The 20021-nt window shown below is 50.7% G+C and carries 21 protein-coding genes; 17 read left to right on the top strand and 4 right to left on the bottom strand.

All coding sequences use genetic code 11. The features are described 5' to 3' along the window. Positions 1-111: 111 nt before the first annotated feature. Positions 112-2664, bottom strand: a complete 2553-nt coding sequence (locus tag ACXIT9_RS11935; protein WP_458056458.1) for a phosphoenolpyruvate carboxylase — start codon at positions 2662-2664, stop codon at positions 112-114. 356 nt (positions 2665-3020) lie between these two features. On the opposite strand from ACXIT9_RS11935, the gene ACXIT9_RS11930 reads away from it, so the two are divergent. The 16 genes from ACXIT9_RS11930 to ACXIT9_RS11855 all read left to right on the top strand — a co-directional run bounded on the left by ACXIT9_RS11930 (position 3021) and on the right by ACXIT9_RS11855 (position 15373). After that, positions 3021-5327 carry a putative monovalent cation/H+ antiporter subunit A gene (locus ACXIT9_RS11930; protein ID WP_458056457.1) on the top strand — a complete coding sequence of 769 codons (2307 nt, stop codon included), beginning with the start codon at positions 3021-3023 and terminating at the stop codon, positions 5325-5327. 12 nt (positions 5328-5339) lie between these two features. Beyond that, positions 5340-5750: a Na+/H+ antiporter subunit B gene (locus ACXIT9_RS11925; RefSeq protein ID WP_458056456.1), complete on the top strand. Its 411-nt coding sequence runs from the start codon at positions 5340-5342 to the stop codon at positions 5748-5750. A 6-nt stretch (positions 5751-5756) separates the two neighbouring features. Continuing rightward, on the top strand, positions 5757-6113 hold the full coding sequence (locus tag ACXIT9_RS11920) for a Na+/H+ antiporter subunit C (RefSeq protein WP_009053755.1): 357 nt from the start codon (positions 5757-5759) through the stop codon (positions 6111-6113). After that, positions 6106-7617 carry a proton-conducting transporter transmembrane domain-containing protein gene (locus ACXIT9_RS11915; protein WP_458056455.1) on the top strand — a complete coding sequence of 504 codons (1512 nt, stop codon included), beginning with the start codon at positions 6106-6108 and terminating at the stop codon, positions 7615-7617. The genes ACXIT9_RS11920 and ACXIT9_RS11915 overlap by 8 nt, the downstream gene beginning before the upstream one ends. 9 nt (positions 7618-7626) lie before the next feature. Continuing rightward, positions 7627-8106, top strand: a complete 480-nt coding sequence (locus tag ACXIT9_RS11910; protein WP_458056454.1) for a Na+/H+ antiporter subunit E — start codon at positions 7627-7629, stop codon at positions 8104-8106. Continuing rightward, positions 8103-8378 carry a cation:proton antiporter gene (locus ACXIT9_RS11905; RefSeq protein WP_458056453.1) on the top strand — a complete coding sequence of 92 codons (276 nt, stop codon included), beginning with the start codon at positions 8103-8105 and terminating at the stop codon, positions 8376-8378. Before ACXIT9_RS11910 ends, ACXIT9_RS11905 begins: the two co-directional genes overlap by 4 nt. Next, a complete protein-coding gene (mnhG, locus tag ACXIT9_RS11900; protein WP_458056452.1) occupies positions 8371-8742 on the top strand; it encodes a monovalent cation/H(+) antiporter subunit G in 372 nt (123 codons plus the stop codon). Before ACXIT9_RS11905 ends, mnhG begins: the two co-directional genes overlap by 8 nt. Positions 8743-8821: 79 nt before the next feature. After that, on the top strand, positions 8822-9529 hold the full coding sequence (locus ACXIT9_RS11895) for an RsmE family RNA methyltransferase (RefSeq protein WP_458056451.1): 708 nt from the start codon (positions 8822-8824) through the stop codon (positions 9527-9529). Positions 9530-9541: 12 nt separating this feature from the next. Next, positions 9542-10042, top strand: a complete 501-nt coding sequence (locus tag ACXIT9_RS11890; protein WP_458056450.1) for a hypothetical protein — start codon at positions 9542-9544, stop codon at positions 10040-10042. Positions 10043-10048: 6 nt separating this feature from the next. Then, positions 10049-11173: an alpha/beta hydrolase gene (locus tag ACXIT9_RS11885; protein WP_458056449.1), complete on the top strand. Its 1125-nt coding sequence runs from the start codon at positions 10049-10051 to the stop codon at positions 11171-11173. A 2-nt stretch (positions 11174-11175) separates the two neighbouring features. Beyond that, a complete protein-coding gene (locus ACXIT9_RS11880; RefSeq protein WP_458056448.1) occupies positions 11176-12618 on the top strand; it encodes a leucyl aminopeptidase family protein in 1443 nt (480 codons plus the stop codon). Further along, complete coding sequence (locus tag ACXIT9_RS11875) at positions 12608-13822, top strand: ATP-grasp domain-containing protein (protein ID WP_458056447.1); 1215 nt, start codon at positions 12608-12610, stop codon at positions 13820-13822. Before ACXIT9_RS11880 ends, ACXIT9_RS11875 begins: the two co-directional genes overlap by 11 nt. Positions 13823-13950: 128 nt before the next feature. Continuing rightward, positions 13951-14190: a hypothetical protein gene (locus tag ACXIT9_RS11870; protein WP_458056446.1), complete on the top strand. Its 240-nt coding sequence runs from the start codon at positions 13951-13953 to the stop codon at positions 14188-14190. Continuing rightward, entirely contained in the window at positions 14187-14963 is a 777-nt protein-coding gene (locus ACXIT9_RS11865) for an XRE family transcriptional regulator (protein ID WP_458056445.1), read from the top strand. Before ACXIT9_RS11870 ends, ACXIT9_RS11865 begins: the two co-directional genes overlap by 4 nt. A gap of 17 nt (positions 14964-14980) precedes the next feature. Next, entirely contained in the window at positions 14981-15130 is a 150-nt protein-coding gene (locus tag ACXIT9_RS11860; RefSeq protein ID WP_458056444.1) for a hypothetical protein, read from the top strand. A gap of 96 nt (positions 15131-15226) precedes the next feature. Continuing rightward, a complete protein-coding gene (locus tag ACXIT9_RS11855; RefSeq protein WP_458056443.1) occupies positions 15227-15373 on the top strand; it encodes a hypothetical protein in 147 nt (48 codons plus the stop codon). A 74-nt stretch (positions 15374-15447) separates the two neighbouring features. Here ACXIT9_RS11855 and ACXIT9_RS11850 read toward each other — a convergent pair whose 3' ends face one another. After that, positions 15448-16200, bottom strand: a complete 753-nt coding sequence (locus ACXIT9_RS11850) for a hypothetical protein (protein WP_458056442.1) — start codon at positions 16198-16200, stop codon at positions 15448-15450. 192 nt (positions 16201-16392) lie between these two features. Between ACXIT9_RS11850 and ACXIT9_RS11845 the strand changes: the two genes are divergently transcribed. Next, a complete protein-coding gene (locus ACXIT9_RS11845) occupies positions 16393-18039 on the top strand; it encodes a Na/Pi cotransporter family protein (protein ID WP_458056441.1) in 1647 nt (548 codons plus the stop codon). Between the two features lie 11 nt (positions 18040-18050). On the opposite strand, the gene ACXIT9_RS11840 is transcribed toward ACXIT9_RS11845, so the two are convergent. Continuing rightward, positions 18051-18803: a pseudouridine synthase gene (locus ACXIT9_RS11840; protein WP_458056507.1), complete on the bottom strand. Its 753-nt coding sequence runs from the start codon at positions 18801-18803 to the stop codon at positions 18051-18053. Between the two features lie 206 nt (positions 18804-19009). Continuing rightward, positions 19010-19864, bottom strand: coding sequence for an AraC family transcriptional regulator (locus tag ACXIT9_RS11835; protein WP_458056440.1), 855 nt, complete (start codon positions 19862-19864; stop codon positions 19010-19012). Positions 19865-20021 lie beyond the last annotated feature (157 nt).

The raw sequence follows: 20021 nt of genomic DNA, 5'->3' as shown, positions 1-20021 counted from the left end.
CCAAGATACAGGTTCTTGGGCACATTTGCCTCCTGCATCTGCGGCATCCGCCGCAAAAATAAAGCCCCGCCTATCTCAAGCGGGGCCAAAAAGCAAGAAGCTCAGCTAGGTCTAAGCTGCATTTCGTGCTGCATTTATAATTCCAAACATGGTGCGTAAGATCAACTTCTGCAGGACAGGGTCTTCCTCTCCAGATTCCAGCATACTCTGGATGGCATACTGTTGGATCGTTATCAGTGGCAGCACGATGCGCTCGCGAATGCGAATCGACTGCTTCGATACGGGTGCATCCTCTAGCAAGCTTTCCATATCCGCTAAAGCCGTCAGCTGCTCCACCGTGCGCTCGTATTCGGTCTTCATTAACTCCCAAAAAGGGCCATACTCCGGATGTTCCTTGAGGTAAGCCGTAGCCGGATAATAGGATTTGGCCAGTGACTGCATGGAGTTCCCCATCAGGGATCGGAAAAACAAGCTATCCCGATATAGCTTTTTCACCTCTTCCCACTTGCCAGAAGCCCTACAAGCTTCCAATGCCTTTCCTACCCCATAAAACCCGGGAATATTTTGCTTCATCTGCGACCAGCTCCCCACAAAAGGAATGGCGCGTAGGTCTTCGAACTTCAGGCCACCTCCCTGCCCTCTTTTCAGCGGACGCGAACCCACATTCGTCTTCCCAAAATATTTTAAAGGAGTCACATGCTCGAGGTAAGGCACAAACATGGGATGCTTTTTAAACTCTTTATAATGTGCATACCCTACATCAGCAAGCTCATCGATAAGCGCGCGCTGTTCCTCATTCAGGCATTTCTCATCACTTGGGTATAAGTCTGCCTCCACCCCAGCGCAGAGCAGCTGCTCCAAATTATACGTACAAGAGGCTATCTTTCCGTAGTTCGCCGAAATCGTCTGCCCCTGAATCGTCACTTGAATCTCTCGATTTTCAACACGCTTGCCGAGGGAAGCATAAAAGTTATGCATATTACCCCCACCACGCGCGGGAGGTCCTCCCCTACCGTCGAAGAAAACAACGGCAATTTCCTCCTGCCGCGAGATGGCCGTCAACTCTTCCTTCGCTCGAAGAATAGCCCAGTTGGCCTTAATGTACCCCCCATCTTTGGTACCATCCGAAAAGCCCAGCATGATGGTTTGTTTTTTATTGCGCTCGCGCAAATGAGCCGCGTAAACAGAGTCCGAGTAAATCGTCTGCATGATACCAGGAGCATTTCGTAGGTCATCGATGGTCTCGAATAAGGGAACGATATCTAAGGTAAGCGGCTTGCCTCCTTTACAAAGCGTCAGCTTGGCTAAATAAAACACCTGCATGATATGCAACAAAGACTGGCAATTCGAGATGATATAACGATGCAAGCCAGATTCGCCATTAAAGTCCTGCACATAGGCGATCGCATCGAAACATGCTAGCATTTCCTGATGAAAAGGGTCTTGCAGCTGCTCGATGGCCGGCAGGCTGTCCACCTCTCGTACGATGGCCAGCTTTTCCGCTTCCGTTCCCGCCTGATAGGCAGCTAATGTCTCTTCCCCCAGCTGCAGACCGATAATCTCCTGCCAGAGCCCATCATGCTTACGACTGTCCTGCCGCACGTCCATGGTCGCAAAGTGAAAGCCAAATACCCGCACTTTCAGAATAAATTCGTCCAGATGCTCCACGAAGAGGCCCTCATGCTGCTCCATAACGATTTGGCGTACCGCCAAAAGCTCCTCTATCAACTCCTCCGCATGGACATACACCGGCGTAGCATCGAACAGCGTGCTGTAAATCTTTCGCTCGATCGTGAGCAACAAGTGCTCCACCCCCTTAAAGGTCAGTCGCCGGCGTACCTTACGAATATCGCGGTAGTAATTACGAAGCACCCAGCGATGTAAGCGTTCGGCCACCTTCTGCGTAATGTCATGCGTGACGTAAGGATTACCATCCCGATCGCCTCCTGGCCAAAACCCAATGCGTAATAGGCCAGTATTCTTCCACTCATGCAGCGGAATATCCAGCGCACGCAGCATACGCGTCAAAATATCTGTTATCGAAGGATAAAAAACGTTCTCTAAGTACCACATTAAACTAACCGCCTCATCAAAAGGCGTCGGCTTCTCTCTGTTTATAAAACCCGTCTTCCCCAGCTGCTGGAGCAGTGTGTTGATAGCACCCAAGTCATTGGTCCGGATGGCCTGCTCCATATCCGTCATAATGCCGAGCACATTACCGGGGTAAAACTGCGTCGGATGAGCGGTCAGCGTAAGCCGCACGGAAAAATTGTTCAATTTATCGATCAGCGCCTGGCGCTTGTTGTCATTATCCACCCGGGTAATTAGGGCAGACAGGGTCCCTTTTCCTTTGAGGTCATTTACTTTATCGAAGGCAGCATCCTCGATGGAATCGAAAAGGACAACCTGCCGCTCGACGTATTGTACCATATGAAATAAAAGCTGCTCGCGCTCCTGCTGGCTGCGCTCCTTCATAAGCTCTTCGAAGAACTGCTGGATGATCATCTTCGGCGTCTGGCCGGCTTCGAGGCCTTCCTTGCAGCGCGTGGCTAGCACGGGCAGTAAAGTTCCCGTTCGGTAAATGTCGCTAAACGGTAAGTCCAGAAAGAGACTGTTGTAAATCGTAAATCGCTTCGCGACTTCGGTTTGATAAATTGTAGACATAATAGGTTTGTTGTGTAGTGATTACAATTTAGGCAAAAATGATCGAATATTTTTAAGTATTCCTTAATTAACACGGAATAAACCGAAATTTGTTTGGAAAACACAGAAAGAAAAGCGCCCCCGTCCATCAAAAAACGAGACGAAAACATATCCACTTCATTTTCTGCTAATTGACGCCGTTTCCCTAAATATTATGAAAAGTCAATAAACTTTTATCTAATAAATTTTGTCGATAAGACAGTAATCCCGATAATTTTAACGATTCTATAACGTACATCTTCTGCTTAAAACCGCCGCAATTCTAAAAATTTGCGTACTTTAGGCCTTTCGTTTCGAAGATTGAACGCCGTACACTTATGATCTTTGCTGTTTTAGCGGGCTTTTTAGTTGCCGCTCTGATACCTCTTTTCAGCCGCTTCCTGCGCGAGAAGGGCGCTCTCCTATTCCCTCTTTTACCTCTAGGACTGCTAGGCTATTTTGCTAGCTTCATCGGACAGGTAAGCCTGGATAGTGGCTACACGGTGAGCTATTCCTGGGTCCCTTCGCTGGGAATAAACTTTGATTTCCACCTGGATGGGCTTTCCCTACTTTTTACACTCCTCATAACAGGAATCGGCACGCTGGTGTTTCTCTACACGGCAGCCTATTTAAAAGGACATCCTTATTTAGAACGATTTTATGGGTATCTCAGCATGTTTATGGCGGCCATGCTGGGACTCGTCCTCAGCGATAATATCCTCACCTTATTCATTTTTTGGGAACTGACCAGTATCAGCTCCTTTTTCCTGATCGGCTTTAATAATGAAGATCCCAAATCACGGGCATCCGCGCGCTTAGCACTGAGCATCACGGGCTTGGGTGGCCTTTTTCTCCTGGCAGGGGTCTTGCTGATCGGTGCAGTAGGAGAAACTTACAGTATCCAAGAGCTCATTAGCTCCAGTGAACGCTTAAGAGACCATGCCTGGTACGGCTGGATGGTAGCGCTTTTACTCGTGGGCGCCTGCACCAAATCGGCTCAATTCCCCTTCCATTTTTGGTTGCCCGGCGCCATGAAGGCCCCTACCCCTGTGAGTACCTATCTGCATTCAGCTACCATGGTAAAAGCCGGCGTGTACTTGTTGGCCCGCTTCACCCCTGTGCTCGGCGACCATGTCTACTGGAACACGCCGCTGGTCATCATCGGGTCCATCACCATGGTCTATGCCGCCATCCACGCGCTTTTCCGTATGGACATGAAAGGCATCCTGGCCTATTCCACTATCTCCGCCCTTGGTGTTTTGGTCTTCCTCATCGGGCTCGGCACCGAAGAAGCGCTGCTGGCCGCTGGTGTCTTTATCTTAGTTCACGCCTTGTATAAGGCCACGCTATTCCTGATCACTGGTATCGTCGATCACGAAACCGGCACCCGTGATGTTTCCGCTTTAGGGGGCTTGCGCAAGGTCCTGTTCCCGGTCGCTGTAGCGGGCCTGCTAGCTGCACTCTCGAATGCCGGCGCACCTCCCTTCTTTGGTTTTATCGGTAAGGATCTCATTTATGAAGCGACCTTACATCTGGGTTCCTTCGGCACCCTACTCACGGGACTGGCTTTCCTGACCAATGCCTGCCTGCTATTCGCCGGGCTTCTGGTAGGGCTAAAACCCTTTGCAGGTCCCCTGCCCCAGGCCTATGAAAAGGTGCACCTGCCCAGTCCCCTGATGTGGGTACCTCCCCTGCTGCTGGCCTCTCTAGGGCTACTCTTCGGCCTGGCACCCGGACTGCTGGAGGACAGCTTGGTTTCCCCGGTGCTGGCGAGCATGCTGCCCGGTACGGAGGGCGCCCACCTGAAGCTATGGCATGGCTTTAACACGGTGCTCGTTTGGAGTTTAGCCACTCTAGCCACAGGTACCGGCCTGTATTTTATCCTGAAACCCTCCGCCAGCTTGCTACAGAAAGCCACCCGGTTCGAAGGGGTCTCCCCCATGCAGTTAGTCTTGGCCTTCGGCAAAGGATTTCTGCGCCTGGCCAAGGGCTGGACGACCTTTTTCCAAAACGGCTATCTACGAAATTACCTGCTTACGATCATGGTTTTCCTCACGATCCTGCTCGCCTGGAGGCTCTTCGAAGGGGCTAAGTTAGTGGTGAGCACCGAAAACCTCACCGAAATGACGCTCTACGAAGTGATCATCACCGTGGTCATGTTCGTCTCGATCATCTTCGCAGTATTTTCAACCTCGCGCCTGGTGGCCGTGGCTTCACTGGGAGTGATGGGTTTTTCGATCTGTATGATTTTCCTCTTTTACTCGGCACCCGACCTGGCCATGACGCAGTTCAGCATCGATACGCTAACGGTAATTCTCTTCGTCCTGGTGATCTACAATCTTCCTAAATACAATACCATCTCCAGCAAGGCCTTGCGGGTGCGCGATGGAATTCTGGCTTTGTTTTTTGGGACGCTGATTGCACTCACGACACTAGAAGTGCTTAATGAACCGGTGAATCGGGAAACTTCTACCTATTATGCCGATAATGCCTATGTACTGGCAAAGGGTAAAAACGTCGTCAATGTCATCTTGGTAGATTTCAGAGGCTTCGATACGATGGTAGAAATCATCGTACTTGCCATCGCTGCCATCGGGGTTTTTTCCCTACTAAAATTACGCCTGAAAAGCATCGAAAAAGAATAAGCTTAATCGTTTATGAAAACATTAATATTTAAAACTGCCTCTGGTTATTTGTTACCGCTTCTGGTGCTGTTTTCTGTCTTTATCCTGCTTCGAGGGCACTACCTCCCGGGTGGGGGCTTTGTGGGAGGGCTGATCGCCAGCATCGCCTTTGTAATTCACTCCTTCGCGAATGGACTGGAAGAAACCAAGCACTTGATCAAAATGCACCCAGGCTTTTTAATGCCTGTGGGGCTGCTGCTGGCCATTGCCGCCGGCGCCTCGCCTCTATTTATCGGTGACTCCTTTATGACGGGACTTTGGTTCGATAATCCTGTCCCGGTAATCGGCATGGTGGGAAGTGCGCTCTTCTTCGATTTGGGGGTTTACCTAGTCGTTATCGGCGTGACCCTTACCATCATCTTCACGATATCTGAAACCTTATAAGTCACTATGGAACTGATCCTTGTCATCTTAATAGGCCTACTCTACGCCTCCGGCATCTACATGATGCTGCGCCGCAGTATGGTGAAAATGATCATCGGCCTGATCCTGCTCGGAAACGGAGCCAATATGCTGATTTTCCTTCTTGGAAGAATCGTAAAAGGGAAGCCTCCGATTATCGACAGCGCCGAAAAAGTCTTTCAGGACATCTATGCCGACCCTGTGCCCCAAGCGCTCATTTTGACCGCCATCGTGATTTCCTTCGGCCTCCAGTCTTTTGCTATAATTTTGGTGAAGCGCGCCTATAAAGTGGTGAAAACCGACGACTTAGACGCCTTAAATTCCACGGACGAGATTTATGACTAATCCTTACATCGTTTTACCTGTACTTTTCCAGCTGCTCACCGCAGTGATCCTTTTGTTCTTCTGGGCGAAGGTCAACACGCAGCGGTTAATTAGCATCATCGGCTCTCTCATCAGCATGGGCATCGCCATCCATCTGTTTTATCGGGTCTATGGTCAAGGCATCCAAACCATGCAGGCAGGCAGCTGGGCTGCACCCTTTGGGATCACCTTTGTGGCCGACTTGCTCAGCGCCACCATGGTCCTGCTGACCACCCTTTCTGGGCTGGCTGTGGCTGTTTTCTCCACGGGCAGCATCCGAAATGCACGCCTGAAATTTGGCTTTCTGCCCATTTTGCACTTCTTGCTCATGGGATTAAATGGCGCCTTTCTCACGGGGGATATATTTAATCTATACGTCTGGTTTGAAATTATCATCATCGCCTCCTTTGTCTTGATCACCATCGGCGGAGAAAAGGCGCAGATCGAAGGTTCTATCAAGTATGTGACGATGAACCTTTTGGCCTCGGCCATCTTCTTGACCGCCATCGCCATCTTATACGGCCTGGCGGGCTCCCTAAACATGGCTGATCTGGCCGGGCAGGTGGCCGCGATCGAAAATCGTAATCTCGTACACGTTACCGCCATTCTATTCTTAGTGGGTTTTGGCATAAAATCCGCTGTCTTCCCGCTCTACTTTTGGCTTCCAGCCTCCTACCACACCCCTCCACCGGCCATTTCCGCCATCTTCGGAGGGCTGCTCACAAAAGTCGGTGTCTATGCCATGCTACGCATCTTCACGCTTATCTTTATACCGGATGACTTCCTTTCGGATTTACTCAGTGTGATGGCCGGGCTCACTATCCTTTCGGGTGGATTAGGAGCGCTGCTCCAAAGCAACATGCGCAAGATTTTCTCCTACCTGATCATTTGCCATATCGGCTTCTTGATCGCAGGGCTGGCCATGTATACGGAACTCGCCCTCTCGGGTACCTTATTTTACCTGGTGCATGACATCGTCGTGAAGACCAACCTCTTCCTTCTGGCAGGCATTATCTTTAAACTGACCGGAACGCTGAACATCCAAAAGCTGGGAGGCATGTACAAGAAGTATCCCAAGCTAAGCCTGCTCATGGCCATCCCTCTATTCTCCTTAGTGGGTATCCCACCGCTTTCGGGCTTCTGGGCGAAGGTCGGGCTCATTCAGGGCGGCTACCTGAGTGGTTCTTATGTGTTGGCTGGCATGATCGTGCTAGGAAGCTTTTTGACCCTTTTTGCTATCGCAAAGGTCTGGTCAGAGGTCTTCTGGAAAGAAGCGGTAGACCTGCCTAAAAAGATCGCCGTGAAGTATTTCTATGAACTAAAGCCAATCAAGCGCGTGGCCATGGTCGTTCCGGTCATCGTATTGGCAGCCGTTTCGCTGTACATCGGCTTGATGGCGGAGCACATCGTACTCCTCTCCGAACGTATCGCCAGCGATTTAATGGAGCCTTCTGGCTATATCCAAGCCGTTTTAGGAACTAAATGATGCACACACATGATTAAGAACCGATTTTTGAGTAACCTGCTCCTCTCCTTCATTTGGGTGGCCATCACCGGAACCTTCAGTGTGGAAAATTTCCTGTTTGGCTTCCTTTTGGCCTTCGGCCTGCTCTGGATCGTGAGCACAGACCGACAGGAAAATGCCTACTTTCTGCGTGGGCCGAAAATTATCGCCTTCTTCTTTTTCTTTCTAAAGGAGCTGATAAAGGCAAATATCCAAGTGGCCTATGATGTCATCACCCCCAAACATTACATGGAGCCGGGCATTATACAGATTCCGCTGGACGCGAAAACCGACTTGGAAATTACCCTGCTGGCTAATTTGATAACACTCACCCCGGGCACGCTGAGCCTGGATGTGTCCGAAGACAAAAAGGTGCTTTACGTACATGCCATGTACGTAAAAGACCGCGAGACCTTTATCGCAGAGATTAAAAATGGTTTCGAACGCAGACTCTTAGAAATTACGCGATGAATCTATCTGACTACCTCTATTATATCATCCTCCCGATCCTGGCGATCTCCGTCCTGATCATGTTTGTGCGCTTCCTGCTCGGCCCCAAACTGCCGGACCGGGTTGTGGCCCTGGATTTAATGCTCACCACGGGCATTGGCATCATCGCCATTTACAGCATCCGTACGAATCAACCCACCTTCCTCGATATCGCTATGATCATGGCACTCATCGCCTTTTTAGGGACAGTGGCTTTCGCCTATTACTTAGAAAAAAGAGAACGTAATGACTGATATACTGATCATGATACTGGCCAGCCTGGGGGCCATCTTCATCTTTCTGGCCGCCGTAGGAGTGGTGAAAATGCCGGACATCTACCTGCGCATCTCCGTCACCACGAAAGCTGCCACGCTAGGCATCGGCCTTATTCTCCTCGCAGCAGCCGTCTACTTCGACGACATCGCCATCACCGCACGCACCATCGCTATTATCGTCTTTATGCTGCTCACCGCACCGGTGGGAGCACACATGATCGGTAGGGCTTCTTACTTCGTGGGCACCAAGCTATGGTCACGCTCGAAAATCGATGACCTCGAAGGTATGTACGACCCGAAAACGCATAAGTTGCGCAGCGAAAAACCAGGTTCACACAACTAACACAGGCGGAAATTCCGCCTTTTTTTCGGCAGTTTTCACCAGAAATAAGTATCTTTAGCTAAATCGATGGATAAGCATTATGCAGCTTTTTTATTTTGATTCGATCACAGCCGGGCAGCGCGTGCCACTTTCGGCAGAAGAGTCTAAGCATCTGGTTAAAGTGTTACGCAAGCAGGTCGGCGATGTGGTCTATGCCACGGATGGCAAAGGCCTAAAGGCGCAGGCGCGCATCGCTACGGCGCATTTTAAGCAGGCGGAGCTCGAGGTGCTGGCAGTGGAGCAGGTGGAACGGCCGGACTTTCATATCACCCTGGCCCTAGCCCCTACGAAGAACCAAGACCGCATCGAATGGTTCCTCGAAAAAGCGACCGAAGTGGGGGTGGACCATGTCATCCTCATGCAAACCGAGCACAGTGAGAAAAGCTTTTTGAAAGCGGAACGGCTGGAGAAAAAGATTTTGGCCGCCGCTAAACAGAGCCATAAATTTTACCTGCCCACGCTTGAAATGGGCCTTTCCTTCGATGCGCTACTCGGAGATATCCGCTTTCAAGACCATGCACGCTTTATCGCCTATGTATCCGAACAGGAACGGGATGGGCTCTTTGGGCTAGCCCCAAAAAAAGCGCACTACCTTGTGCTAATCGGCCCGGAAGGGGACTTTTCCGCCCGCGAAATTACCGCCGCTAAGGCTGCCGGATTTCTGCCCTGTGCACTCGGCCCCTATCGCCTGCGCACCGAAACAGCCGCCCTGATAGCGGTGCATACCTTACAACTGAAAAACACATAAACAGTAAAAACTATGAAGCAATTTACGCAAAGCATCGGTGCTGCCGCCCTCCTACTCGTCGCCAGTTGTGGCAATCCCTCCTCCGAAGAAAAAACCAGCGCTCTAGGCTTAGATGGCTGGCTTTCCGGAACCACAGAGGAAAAATTCGAGGAGGTAGCCGATCAGCTGCAAGGCTTCTCTACCACCATGGTGGAAGTGTCCTACCGCTACAGCGAGCTGTACTGGGCGGGTATGGATGAAAACTGGGAATATGCTGAGCACCAACTGGAGCACCTGGAAGAGGCGATCGAACTAGGGCTAAAGCGCCGTCCGCTGCGTGCTGCCTCGGCAGAAGATTTTATGGAAGTTACGATTCCAGAGATGGAAGCTTTGATCGCTGGAGAAGATAAAGAAGCCTTTCTGAAAGGCTTCCAAAGCTTTACCTCTGCCTGTAATGCCTGCCATGCAAAAGAAGGTGAGGCCTTTATTAAAATTAAAACTCCTGAGGCGCGCCTGTCGCCGGTACGTTGGTAAACTCCTATGGAACAGCAAGCGATGCAGGTGAGCAAGGTGGAGGAGACGGGATTTGTAATTCGGCTGACAACCGATGAAGACGATGAACGTCCCGTATTTATCGCAGGAAATTTTAACGACTGGGCGACGCAGGACCTACGCTTCCGCATGCAGCAGGAAGCAGAGGGCGCTTATGTCTATTCTTTTCCAGCGGGCTTCCCCCTGCCTAGTCCGCTCCTGTTTAAGTTTACCAAGGGCGACTGGTCAGAGGTAGAAATCGATCGCTATGGCAACAAGACGCCGAACAGGTCGTGTAGCGAACCCAGGGGTATTCTCCAGGAACATGTGCCGCGCTGGAGGCGCAACTGGCTGCCCTTTCAGCCGGAGCATTTGCCACAGGTGCATCTTATCTCGGAGGAGTTCGAGATCCCCCAGCTGAATAAAAAACGGAAAGTCTGGGCACTGCTGCCGCATGACTATCATAAAACAGATACCCACTACCCTGTGCTCTACTTGCAGGATGCCCAAAACCTGTTTAATGAGAATGCTGCCTATGGCAACTGGCAAATCGATAAGAAGCTCGCCGTGATGTCCTACTACGGTATCGGAAAGCTGATCGTCATCGCCATTGAGCATGCCGAAAAAGAACGCATCATCGAGTACAATGTGGGCAAGACGCTTCTTGGCGAAGGGCAGGGCAAGCAGTACATTCGCTTTATGACCGATACGCTGAAACCCTTCGTGGACAAACACTTCCGCACCCTACCGGATCGCGAGCATACCGGCATTGGCGGCAGCTCCATGGGGGGGCTGGTGAGCATTTTTTCTGGCTTGATGTACCCCGAAGTGTATGGCAAATTGATGATTTTTTCTCCATCTTTATGGGTGCTCCCGAAGATGCGCTTCCGCTTTATGGACTTTTTCGAGGTGCCCGAAACCCGCATCTACCTGTATGCAGGTGGCGATGAAAGTGAAACCATGGTCAAGCATGTTAAAAAATTCAAGAAAAAACTCTTAAAACAAAGTGATACAGCGGAAAACCTCCGCATCAAGTTGAGCATAAACGAAATGGGCAAGCACAGCGAGACCTACTGGTCCGATGAGTTTCCGAAAGCCATTGAGTGGCTCTTTTTCCCAACCGCAAAACCATAAGCATGCAGATTCAGATTTCAAGTAGCAGCGCCGCTACACATATCCTGCTCCCCTTTTTCGAGCGAGCCGACGGGCTACAGCTTCCGGAGCAATTCGGCGGCGGGGCGATTCCGAAAAAACTCTTTACGGGTGAGACGGGCGCTCTCCGGCACTTCCATCAGGGCGATAGGCTTTTTTTACTTGTGGGCTTGGGCCCCGCCGAAAAAGCGAATTTCGAAGAGATGAAAGGCCATTTCCGGAAGGTAACCGCGAAACAAAGCGCCTTTTTTAAGGAGCCAGTGGCCCTTTTTATAGATGACACCCATAGCGAAGAAAGCCTGCAGGCCGCCGTGCTGGGGCTTTGGATGGGCACCTACCGCCTCGGCTTTTATAAAAAAACCAAAGCCGATGAGGTGGACTTTAGCCAGATTACCCTGGACCTCTTAGCCCCAGAGCTACCGCAGGCAGCCAAAATTCTGCAGCAGAGTACCGCCATTTGGCAAGGGCAGAAGCGCTGCATGGAGTTGGTCGATCAACCCGCCCATCTGGTTACCCCCACTTTTTTGGCCGACACGGTGCAGCGGCTGGGAGAGCAGTACAGCTTCGAGGTAAAGGTCTTCGATGCCGCACAGGCCAGAGAGATCGGACTGGACGCTTTTTTGGCCGTAGGCCAAGGGAGTGCACGTCCTCCTGCCTTCGTCATCGCCGATTATGTGCATCCCGATGCCCGCATCCATGTGGGTCTGGTGGGGAAGGGCGTGACCTTCGATACAGGGGGCTACAACATTAAAACAGCCGGCATGCACCACATGAAATGCGATATGGGCGGTGCTGCGGCCGTGATCGGAGCTTTAGAGGCGGCGGCCGCTGCTGCGCTGCCGATCCGACTAACGGCCATCCTCCCCTGCGTAGAAAATGCCATCGGCGCGCATGCCTTTTTACCCTCGGACGTCATTGGAAGCTATTCGGGTAAAACCATCGAAGTGATTGACACGGATGCGGAGGGGCGCTTGATTTTGGCCGATGGCCTCCATTACATGCAAAAGCATTTTCAACCGGAGCTTCTAATCGATCTGGCCACCTTAACCGGCAGCAGCGTCGGGACCTTCGGCTATGCATGTGCCGCACTTTTTTCTACAGACAAGACCTTAGAGAATAGCCTGATGGAAGCGGGTATGTCCATAGGAGAGCGCGTCTGGCCCCTTCCTCTCTGGGAACTTTATGGGAAGGAAATGGAGAGTGACATCGCTGACATCAAAAACTATCATGGCAAGCCCTTCGCAGGTGCCATCACAGCCGCCAAATTTTTGCAGGCCTTTACGGATGGACATGAAAAGTGGGCACACCTGGACATCGCAGGAACCGCCTTCGGTGACTCGGCTTTTGCGAAAAGCAAGCATGCAACGGGCTTCGGCGTCCACCTGCTTTTTAATTTACTCCAAAACCACGTAGACCATGGAAAATAAACACGTTTTTCTCTGCATTTCTAATTTTTATAAAGGAAGTGCCTTTCTGAAGCGGCTGAGCAGCCTCGGCAATACCGTTTACCTGATTACCTCCGAAAAATTACGGGAGGCAGACTGGCCTCATGAACACATCGCCGAAACCTTTTACATGCCCGGACAAGATCTGGATTGGAACATGGAACATCTGCTCTTGGGCGTGGCCGACCTAATGCGTCGCAGCCCGATTCATGCCATCGTGGCGCTGGACGATTATGATGTGGAAAAGGCAACCTACCTGCGGGAAAATCTCCGCATTCCAGGCATGGGTCAAACCACAGGGCGCTATTTCCGGGATAAGCTGGCCATGCGCATGCGTGCGCACAGTGCGGGCATACGCGTTCCAGCCTTCAGCCCACTTTTTGTGGATGCCGAAATAAACCGCTATGTCGAAGAAGTGCAGGGCCCTTGGGTACTAAAGCCTCGCTCGGAAGCATCCGCGAATGGCATTATCAAGGTACATACCGCCGAGGAACTGTGGGAAGAAGTGCATCGCCTAGGCGAAAATCGCATCCGGTATCTGGTGGAAGCATTCCGCCCCGGAGATGTCTACCATGTGGATAGCTTGCTAGTAGCCGGGCAGGTGAAGTTTGTGTGTTGCTCCCGCTATTTGGCTACGCCAATGGAAATCTCCCAGGGGGGAGGCATCTTCCGCAGTGCAAATATCCGCTACGGCTCTGAGGAAGATAAAGCCCTGAAGGCGGCCAACAAGGCAGTATTGAAGGCTTTTGGCCTGAAAAATGGGGCAGCACACACGGAATTTATCTTGAATAAGGCCGATGGCCAAGTTTATTTTCTGGAGACCTCTTCGCGGGTAGGTGGTGCGCACTTAGCCGAAATGGTGGAAGCGGCTACGGAGATAAACTTATGGGAAGAGTGGGCCGTGATCGAAGATGCGATCGCAAAAGGCAAGCCCTACGCCTTGCCGAAGGCCAAAAAAGGATATGCCGGCATCGTGCTGACGCTGTCCAAATATGCCCAGCCCGATCTGAGTGCCTTCGATGCCCCGGAGGTATGCTTTCAGGTGCCTTTAGCCTACCATGCAGGACTCATCGTGCGCAGCCCGAAACAAGAACGTGTCTTGGAGCTTCTCGACCGCTATGCGCAGCAGCTGCAAGCCGATGTGGCGACGGTCGCAGCACCAGAAGAGGTGAAAAAATTCCACTAAAACCAGCAGAAGAGAGAAAAACTGACAAGCCCTGACACTTAACGTCAGTTTTATCAACATATTTTGGTTATTAAAATCAACTTGACTATATTAGTAACATCAAGTTTAACCGATAACCGAGAGCAGCTATGGAACAGCATGGGATCATTCGCTTAGAGCAGCGCAACTTAAAGTCAGGAAAAAAGCAGGTGAAATTTTACATCGATGATGCGCGGAGGCCGCGGTATGGGTATTTACTTTTAGATGAACCGAAGCCGATTTCTGCCATCATCGATGAAATTTTACGCCGCAGTACGCGTCAGAAGGGGCTACATGCGCTTTCGCTGCATGCAACTGATGATCACTGTTTTTATATGTATACGGCATGAGTTATTTGGCAGCTAATATTCGCTTTTTACGTACCCAGCAGGCGCTAACCCAGCAGGAGCTGGCGGAGCTCCTCGGAGTGCAGCGCAGCATGATCTCTGCCTACGAAGATGGCCGTTCGGAACCGAAATTGGCTGGTTTACAAAAGCTCGCCAAGCAGTTTCGGGTGCGGCTGGATCGCTTAATTGAAGAGGATTTACGGCAGGATCGGCGTCCTGTAGCAGAAGAAAAGCAGCTGCAGGTGCTCGCCGTGACGCTGGATCGCACAGAGGAGGAGCGCATCGCACTGATCCCACAGAAGGCTTCTGCTGGCTACCTGAATGGCTATGCAGATCCCGAATATATGGGGGAGCTCCACCATTTTTCACTGCCGCATCTGAGAAAAGACTTGAGCTACCGCGCTTTCGAACTGAGTGGGGACAGCATGCTGCCCCTGGTTTCCGGCACTTTAGTAATCGGAGCCTACGTCTTGCGGCCAGAGGAGATCAAAAGTGGGCAGACCTACGTGCTCATCACCGGTCAGGAGGGCATCGTGTACAAGCGGGTGTTCAACTATATCCCAGAGAATGGCAAATTATATTTGGTGTCGGATAATCCGCAGTATAAGCCCTACGAAATTCCCGCCAGCGATGTGCTGGAGATATGGGAGGCGAAGGCGTATATCAGCACGCAGCTGCCGAGTCCGCAGAAGCCCACGGAGCCGGTTACGCTCGAAGATTTAGCCGCCATGCTACAGGAAATAAAAGCCTGTTTGCCAACGTCCAAAAATACCTAACCTTTTTAACTTCTTCTATGTACGCAATCGACAAAAAACTGGAAGCGCTGGCTCAGCGCCTGCAAGAGCCAGAAACCCGACAGATCGCCAGAAAATCTCCTCTGTTTGGAGGTGCGGATGTTTCTTTCGTGCCCCGAAAACCAGCCCCTCGAGAGGGACTTGTCTAGAGAGATGACATGACCTACGTGGTCACCCCGTATGCCCGAGAGGCAAGTTGGCTCATCTTCCAACTCAAAGAGATTTTTAAGGAACATTTGGATTACATGAATAAGTACCCTTTTTATGGACGCTTGGCCGAAGCGGCCAATGCAGCGCTGGCAGCAGATGCTCAGGCCAGGCCTGCAGCCCTCTGGGCGGCCATTATGGAAGAAGCTAAAAAACTGAGTGCAGAAACTGAAGAGGAGAAATAAGCAAGAAAGCTTCCCTGGAACGAATACGGGTGCTCTACGGCACCCGATATACGTTAAATGACATATGGGCTTACTTACTGCGCTTTTTCGATGATGGCCTCGAAGCCTCTGCGGATCCCAGCGATGGCATCATAGCTACTGTCTATATTTTGGACCGTTTTCCCCAACTCAAACCAGTGGCCATCGCCCAGGTCGATGTAATGGCCGCGCTTCGTAGGTTTTTTTGTCGCCACATGTTCAAAATCGTAATCGGGCAGGTACACGTCGGTTAATAATTTTTTGGTTTTTTCCCAAGAAAGAGCTATTACTTGTCCATTCACGCTGGCCTCCGCCTTACGCTGGGCGAAGGAGAGTTGTAACTCCACTTCCACAGGACCAGATTTATCTACCTTCATAAATGCCAGAAGTAAAGGGGCTTCCTTTCCTGACTGTTCGTAGATCGCTTGAATGATTTCTTGCGCTAAAAAAGACCAGGCCTCCTGCTGTTTAGGCACTTGCTCTTCCGCTTCCCCAAGGCGGATCATGATGCCTCCATCTTCGAAGGCGCTCATCTCCATCCAGTCGGTGTGGTTCCACAAGTCCTTTAAGGGACCTTTCCAGACGGCCGCTACGGTTCCGCAATAGGTATAGTCATCTTCTTCGCTGAAGCCCTCATCGATAATTTCCTCCAGGCTGAGCTCATCACGATGTGTATAGTGAAGCGAAAATTCCACGGCCAAGCCTGTCTCCTGAGGCTGAAGCTTCAGGCTATACACATGGCTGTACGGTGGCGGTACATGTCCGGATTCAAAGAGAATTTCTAGTGCAACAGGTAAGGAGGACATCATTTTTCGTTTTTAGAGATTTGGAGGACAAAAATACGTGTAAACTCTGATAGTTCGCGCATTACCTGGTAAATCCTCCTTACAAAAAGCCGGAAAGGGTTCCTAAATCTATAGATATACGGCTCCAGGAACGTGGCGCGGCTGTTTTCAACAGGTAGAAATGGTTATCTTTACAGGACCTTTTACCCCCAAGCTATGCCCACACCCACAACAGATTTTGAGTTTTGGAAATTTGCCGCCGGATTAGGCATGTTTTTGTTTGGCATGCACCAGCTGGAGGCAGGCCTCAAGGGCTTGACGGGCCGCTCTTTCCAGCGCCTGCTACAGCGCGCCACGAATACCCCTTGGAAGGGCATTAGTGTGGGCACCATCGTCACTGCCATCCTCCAAAGCTCCTCTCTAGTGAACCTGCTCGTGCTGGCCTTCCTCGGAGGTGGCGTCATGAGTCTAAAAAATTCTCTATCCGTGGTCCTCGGGGCCAATTTGGGTACCACCTTTACCGCTTGGATAGTAGCCACGCTGGGGTTTAAAGTCAACGTGGCCGACTTGGCCTTCCCCTGGCTGACGATCGGCATTCTCTCCGCCCTATTCCTTACGAAACGTCCCCTCTTGAAGAGCATCGGTGGCTTCCTCATGGGTTTTGGCCTCATTTTCTTAGGCCTGGATTACATGAAAGTCACGATGGAAGCGTATGCGGCCCACTTGGACATCAGCGGCCTAGAAGCTTTCGGGCTTTGGGCATTTTTAGCGGCAGGGCTTATCGTCACAGCACTGATCCAAAGCAGCTCGGCCATGATCGTGATCGTCCTCAGTGCGCTTCATGCCGGCTTGCTCGATATCTACCAAGCGGTCGCCATGGTCATCGGCGCCAGCGTCGGCACCAGCAGCACCCTGGTTCTCGGCTCCCTGAGCGGTAGTGCCGATAAAAAGCGCCTGTCTTTTGGCAACTTAATCTTCAAAGGCGTGGCGGGACTTTTCTGTTTTGCACTCCTCCATCCGCTCGTTGCGCTGAGCCTAAAAATAGGCATCCAGGATCCGCTGATGGAGCTGGTATTTTTGAACACCCTCATCAATGTCATCAGCATTTTACTCTTTTATCCTTTCTTGGGTCCCATGGAGCGCTTCTTGAATCGTAGATTCAGCGAGCCCAGCACGGCGGGGGTGGCGCAGTACCTGCCCAAGGTCCCGGTAGAGGTCCCCGAGGTAGCGCTGTCAGCGATCGAAAATGAGGTGCAGCACCTGTACCGCTTGACCGAAGAGTCCATCCAGGAGGTCATGAGGACGGATGCCCCCAAGGAAAAAACCGGTACCTGGAAGCGGCTTTTGGCTACGGAAACAGATCCCTTTGCCCTGTACGGGCAGATCAAAGGACTCGAAGATGAAATTACCGCCTACTTTTCTGAACTACAGGAATTACCACTGGAGGAGCAGGAGGTGGATAAGCTCAATACGCTGATCATGAGTACACGCTCGCTGGTTTTCGCGGCCAAGGCCTTCAAGGACATTCAGGAAAATGTGCAGCACATCTACCAGGCTGGAAAGCCCGAAGAGCTGCTTTGGCTGGAAAAGAGCAGCCAGTTTGTGCGGCAGCAGCTGCAAGAAATGCAGGGCTATGCCAAACCGGGAGAGTATGTGGAGGCGCTCCCCCCCTGGCCGGCCACACATGACCGCTTCTACCAGGAGCGACTGGCAGAGACCTATGAGTACGTAAGGCAAAGTCCTTCCGCTGCCATGGGCATCTCTACGCGAACTAATGTACTCCGACAGATCACCAATGGGCTAAATAATCTATCCAGCGCCCTGTATTACTGGAAAACACAGCAGGAAACTGTTCCTTCCTAAAGGTGCCCCGCTTATCCGATGGTATTTTCGGACTCGGCCAACATCCGTTGGAGTTGCTGAAGTTCTTCGGGTCGAAGGTCGCGCCATTTACCTGTGGGCAGGTCTAGGTGCAGGTGCATGATGCGGATCCGTTTTAGGCGGGTGACCTCATAGCCCAGCGCCGTGCACATACGACGGATTTGACGGTTTAGCCCTTGGGTCAAAATGATGCGGAAGGACTGCTTACCCAGGGGAAAGACTTGACAAGGGCGAGTGACGGTATCCAGGATCGGTACGCCGGCGGCCATTTTTTCGAGGAAGTCGCCGCGGATGGGCTTATCTACCCAGACCAGGTACTCCTTTTCGTGATGGTTTTTTGCCCGTAAAATTTTGTTGACGATATCTCCATCGTTGGTGAGTAGAATTAAGCCTTCGCTGGGTTTATCGAGGCGTCCCACATGAAAAATGCGTTTTGGGTGGCCGATAAAGTCGATGATATTATCCTTTTCGCGTTTGGTATCTGTGGTGCAGACGATGCCTACCGGCTTGTTACAGACGATGTAGACGAAATCCTCTTTGGGGGGCACAACATGCTGTCCATGGACGCGGACCACATCTCCAGGCATCACCTTGGTTCCCATTTCCGGCACTTGGCCATTTAGCGTCACGGCCTCTTGCGCGATGAGCGCATCAGCCGCTCTTCGCGAGCAGTAGCCGATGACACTCAGGTACTTATTGATCCGTATACCTTCCTTGGGAATATCCTCTAGCTTACTCATGTGCATCGCAACCATTAAATCGAGGGTAAAATTAAGCAATTAATCTTGTGGCACAAAGCAGGCTGTGTGCGGGTTGGGCAAGAGCATGCAGCTGAAGCATGCATTGTATCCGGTGTATTTGCCCATAAGAAAAGACTATTATTCATTTTTGCCCTAAGTGCTGCGTAGCGTCCAGATTCCTTATCCAGACCTCTCCTGCAGCCACCTCGTAGCTAAAACTGATACATTTTTCTAAAACGACCAGGGCTAAGGCCTTCCTGCTTTTTAAAGGTCCGATCAAAATAAGACAAACTGGTAAAGCCAGAGCGAAAAGCGACTTCCGTTAAAGAAAAATCGGTATGAAGCAAAAATCTTTTAGCTTCCTGAATTCGATACCCTTGTAAAAAAACTTTAAAAGACTTATTGGTAAAAGCTTTAAAAAACCTACAAAAAGAGGTTGGTGTCATGGCAACCTCCTCCGCCACCTGCTGCGTACTTAGGTTTTCTTGAAAACGCTGCTCCACTATCTCTAAGACTTTTTGAAAGCGTTTTCTCTGAAAATCTAGACTATCCTGTGCACGACTGTTGATCTCGAGTACCTGATACGGCTCAGCATAAGCCAAAAAAAGTAGTAACCGAATGAGATGAGGCAACTGCTCAGTATCAGGATCTTCATTTAGGGCTTGAAATAGAGCTGTAATCTTTCCCTCATCCCTGTATTCAAAATAAATTCCTGAATTAGCCCGCTGAATGAACTGTTGCAGGTGGGATGTTGTCTGCCCTAAACCACAAAGCCGATCTATGAAATCTGCTTGCAAGTGCAAAACATACTCGAGACTTGGTTTCTCTACCTGGTAGGACACTTTATGGAGCTTGCCGGGTGGAATTAGTACACATACACCGGAAGTAAAATGCTGTGAAAAGCCTTCTACCACGAAAATCCCACTTCCTGAGGGAGCATAGACGATTTCCCAAAAATCATGAAAATGAAGCATGGCATAGGCGCACTGATGCTCTTTATCAAACCTCCAGAGTACATAATCCTTTAGCGGTAACTCGTGGCTTAACTCTTTTTTAAGTATAACCATCCTCCAATTTTCATTGAATCACGCACATCTCCAAGCAATTTACGGCCTTTTGATAGGCTGCTGAAAAAAAAAGACAATCGGTTACCGCTTCACAATGAAAAATAGGCAGTCTAATCCTAAAGAAGGCGAATTTCGTGTAAAGTTTTATTCTTTTTTG

Source organism: Nitritalea sp. (assembly GCF_054166705.1).
Note: the sequence above shows the minus strand (reverse complement) of the source record. Positions and strands in the feature narration are given on the sequence as shown.

Bases quoted from the DNA above. Each gene is read 5' to 3' on its own strand.
- ACXIT9_RS11885 (WP_458056449.1), top strand. From the start codon at position 10,049: ATGGAACAGCAAGCGATGCAGGTGAGCAAGGTGGAGGAGACGGGATTT.
- ACXIT9_RS11865 (WP_458056445.1), top strand. From the start codon at position 14,187: ATGAGTTATTTGGCAGCTAATATTCGCTTTTTACGTACCCAGCAGGCG.
- ACXIT9_RS11850 (WP_458056442.1), bottom strand. From the start codon at position 16,200: ATGATGTCCTCCTTACCTGTTGCACTAGAAATTCTCTTTGAATCCGGA.
- ACXIT9_RS11930 (WP_458056457.1), top strand. From the start codon at position 3,021: ATGATCTTTGCTGTTTTAGCGGGCTTTTTAGTTGCCGCTCTGATACCT.
- ACXIT9_RS11845 (WP_458056441.1), top strand. From the start codon at position 16,393: ATGCCCACACCCACAACAGATTTTGAGTTTTGGAAATTTGCCGCCGGA.
- ACXIT9_RS11895 (WP_458056451.1), top strand. From the start codon at position 8,822: ATGCAGCTTTTTTATTTTGATTCGATCACAGCCGGGCAGCGCGTGCCA.
- mnhG (WP_458056452.1), top strand. From the start codon at position 8,371: ATGACTGATATACTGATCATGATACTGGCCAGCCTGGGGGCCATCTTC.
- ACXIT9_RS11935 (WP_458056458.1), bottom strand. From the start codon at position 2,664: ATGTCTACAATTTATCAAACCGAAGTCGCGAAGCGATTTACGATTTAC.
- ACXIT9_RS11840 (WP_458056507.1), bottom strand. From the start codon at position 18,803: ATGCACATGAGTAAGCTAGAGGATATTCCCAAGGAAGGTATACGGATC.
- ACXIT9_RS11890 (WP_458056450.1), top strand. From the start codon at position 9,542: ATGAAGCAATTTACGCAAAGCATCGGTGCTGCCGCCCTCCTACTCGTC.
- ACXIT9_RS11925 (WP_458056456.1), top strand. From the start codon at position 5,340: ATGAAAACATTAATATTTAAAACTGCCTCTGGTTATTTGTTACCGCTT.
- ACXIT9_RS11905 (WP_458056453.1), top strand. From the start codon at position 8,103: ATGAATCTATCTGACTACCTCTATTATATCATCCTCCCGATCCTGGCG.
- ACXIT9_RS11880 (WP_458056448.1), top strand. From the start codon at position 11,176: ATGCAGATTCAGATTTCAAGTAGCAGCGCCGCTACACATATCCTGCTC.
- ACXIT9_RS11875 (WP_458056447.1), top strand. From the start codon at position 12,608: ATGGAAAATAAACACGTTTTTCTCTGCATTTCTAATTTTTATAAAGGA.
- ACXIT9_RS11855 (WP_458056443.1), top strand. From the start codon at position 15,227: ATGAATAAGTACCCTTTTTATGGACGCTTGGCCGAAGCGGCCAATGCA.
- ACXIT9_RS11835 (WP_458056440.1), bottom strand. From the start codon at position 19,864: ATGGTTATACTTAAAAAAGAGTTAAGCCACGAGTTACCGCTAAAGGAT.
- ACXIT9_RS11915 (WP_458056455.1), top strand. From the start codon at position 6,106: ATGACTAATCCTTACATCGTTTTACCTGTACTTTTCCAGCTGCTCACC.
- ACXIT9_RS11910 (WP_458056454.1), top strand. From the start codon at position 7,627: ATGATTAAGAACCGATTTTTGAGTAACCTGCTCCTCTCCTTCATTTGG.
- ACXIT9_RS11860 (WP_458056444.1), top strand. From the start codon at position 14,981: ATGTACGCAATCGACAAAAAACTGGAAGCGCTGGCTCAGCGCCTGCAA.
- ACXIT9_RS11920 (WP_009053755.1), top strand. From the start codon at position 5,757: ATGGAACTGATCCTTGTCATCTTAATAGGCCTACTCTACGCCTCCGGC.
- ACXIT9_RS11870 (WP_458056446.1), top strand. From the start codon at position 13,951: ATGGAACAGCATGGGATCATTCGCTTAGAGCAGCGCAACTTAAAGTCA.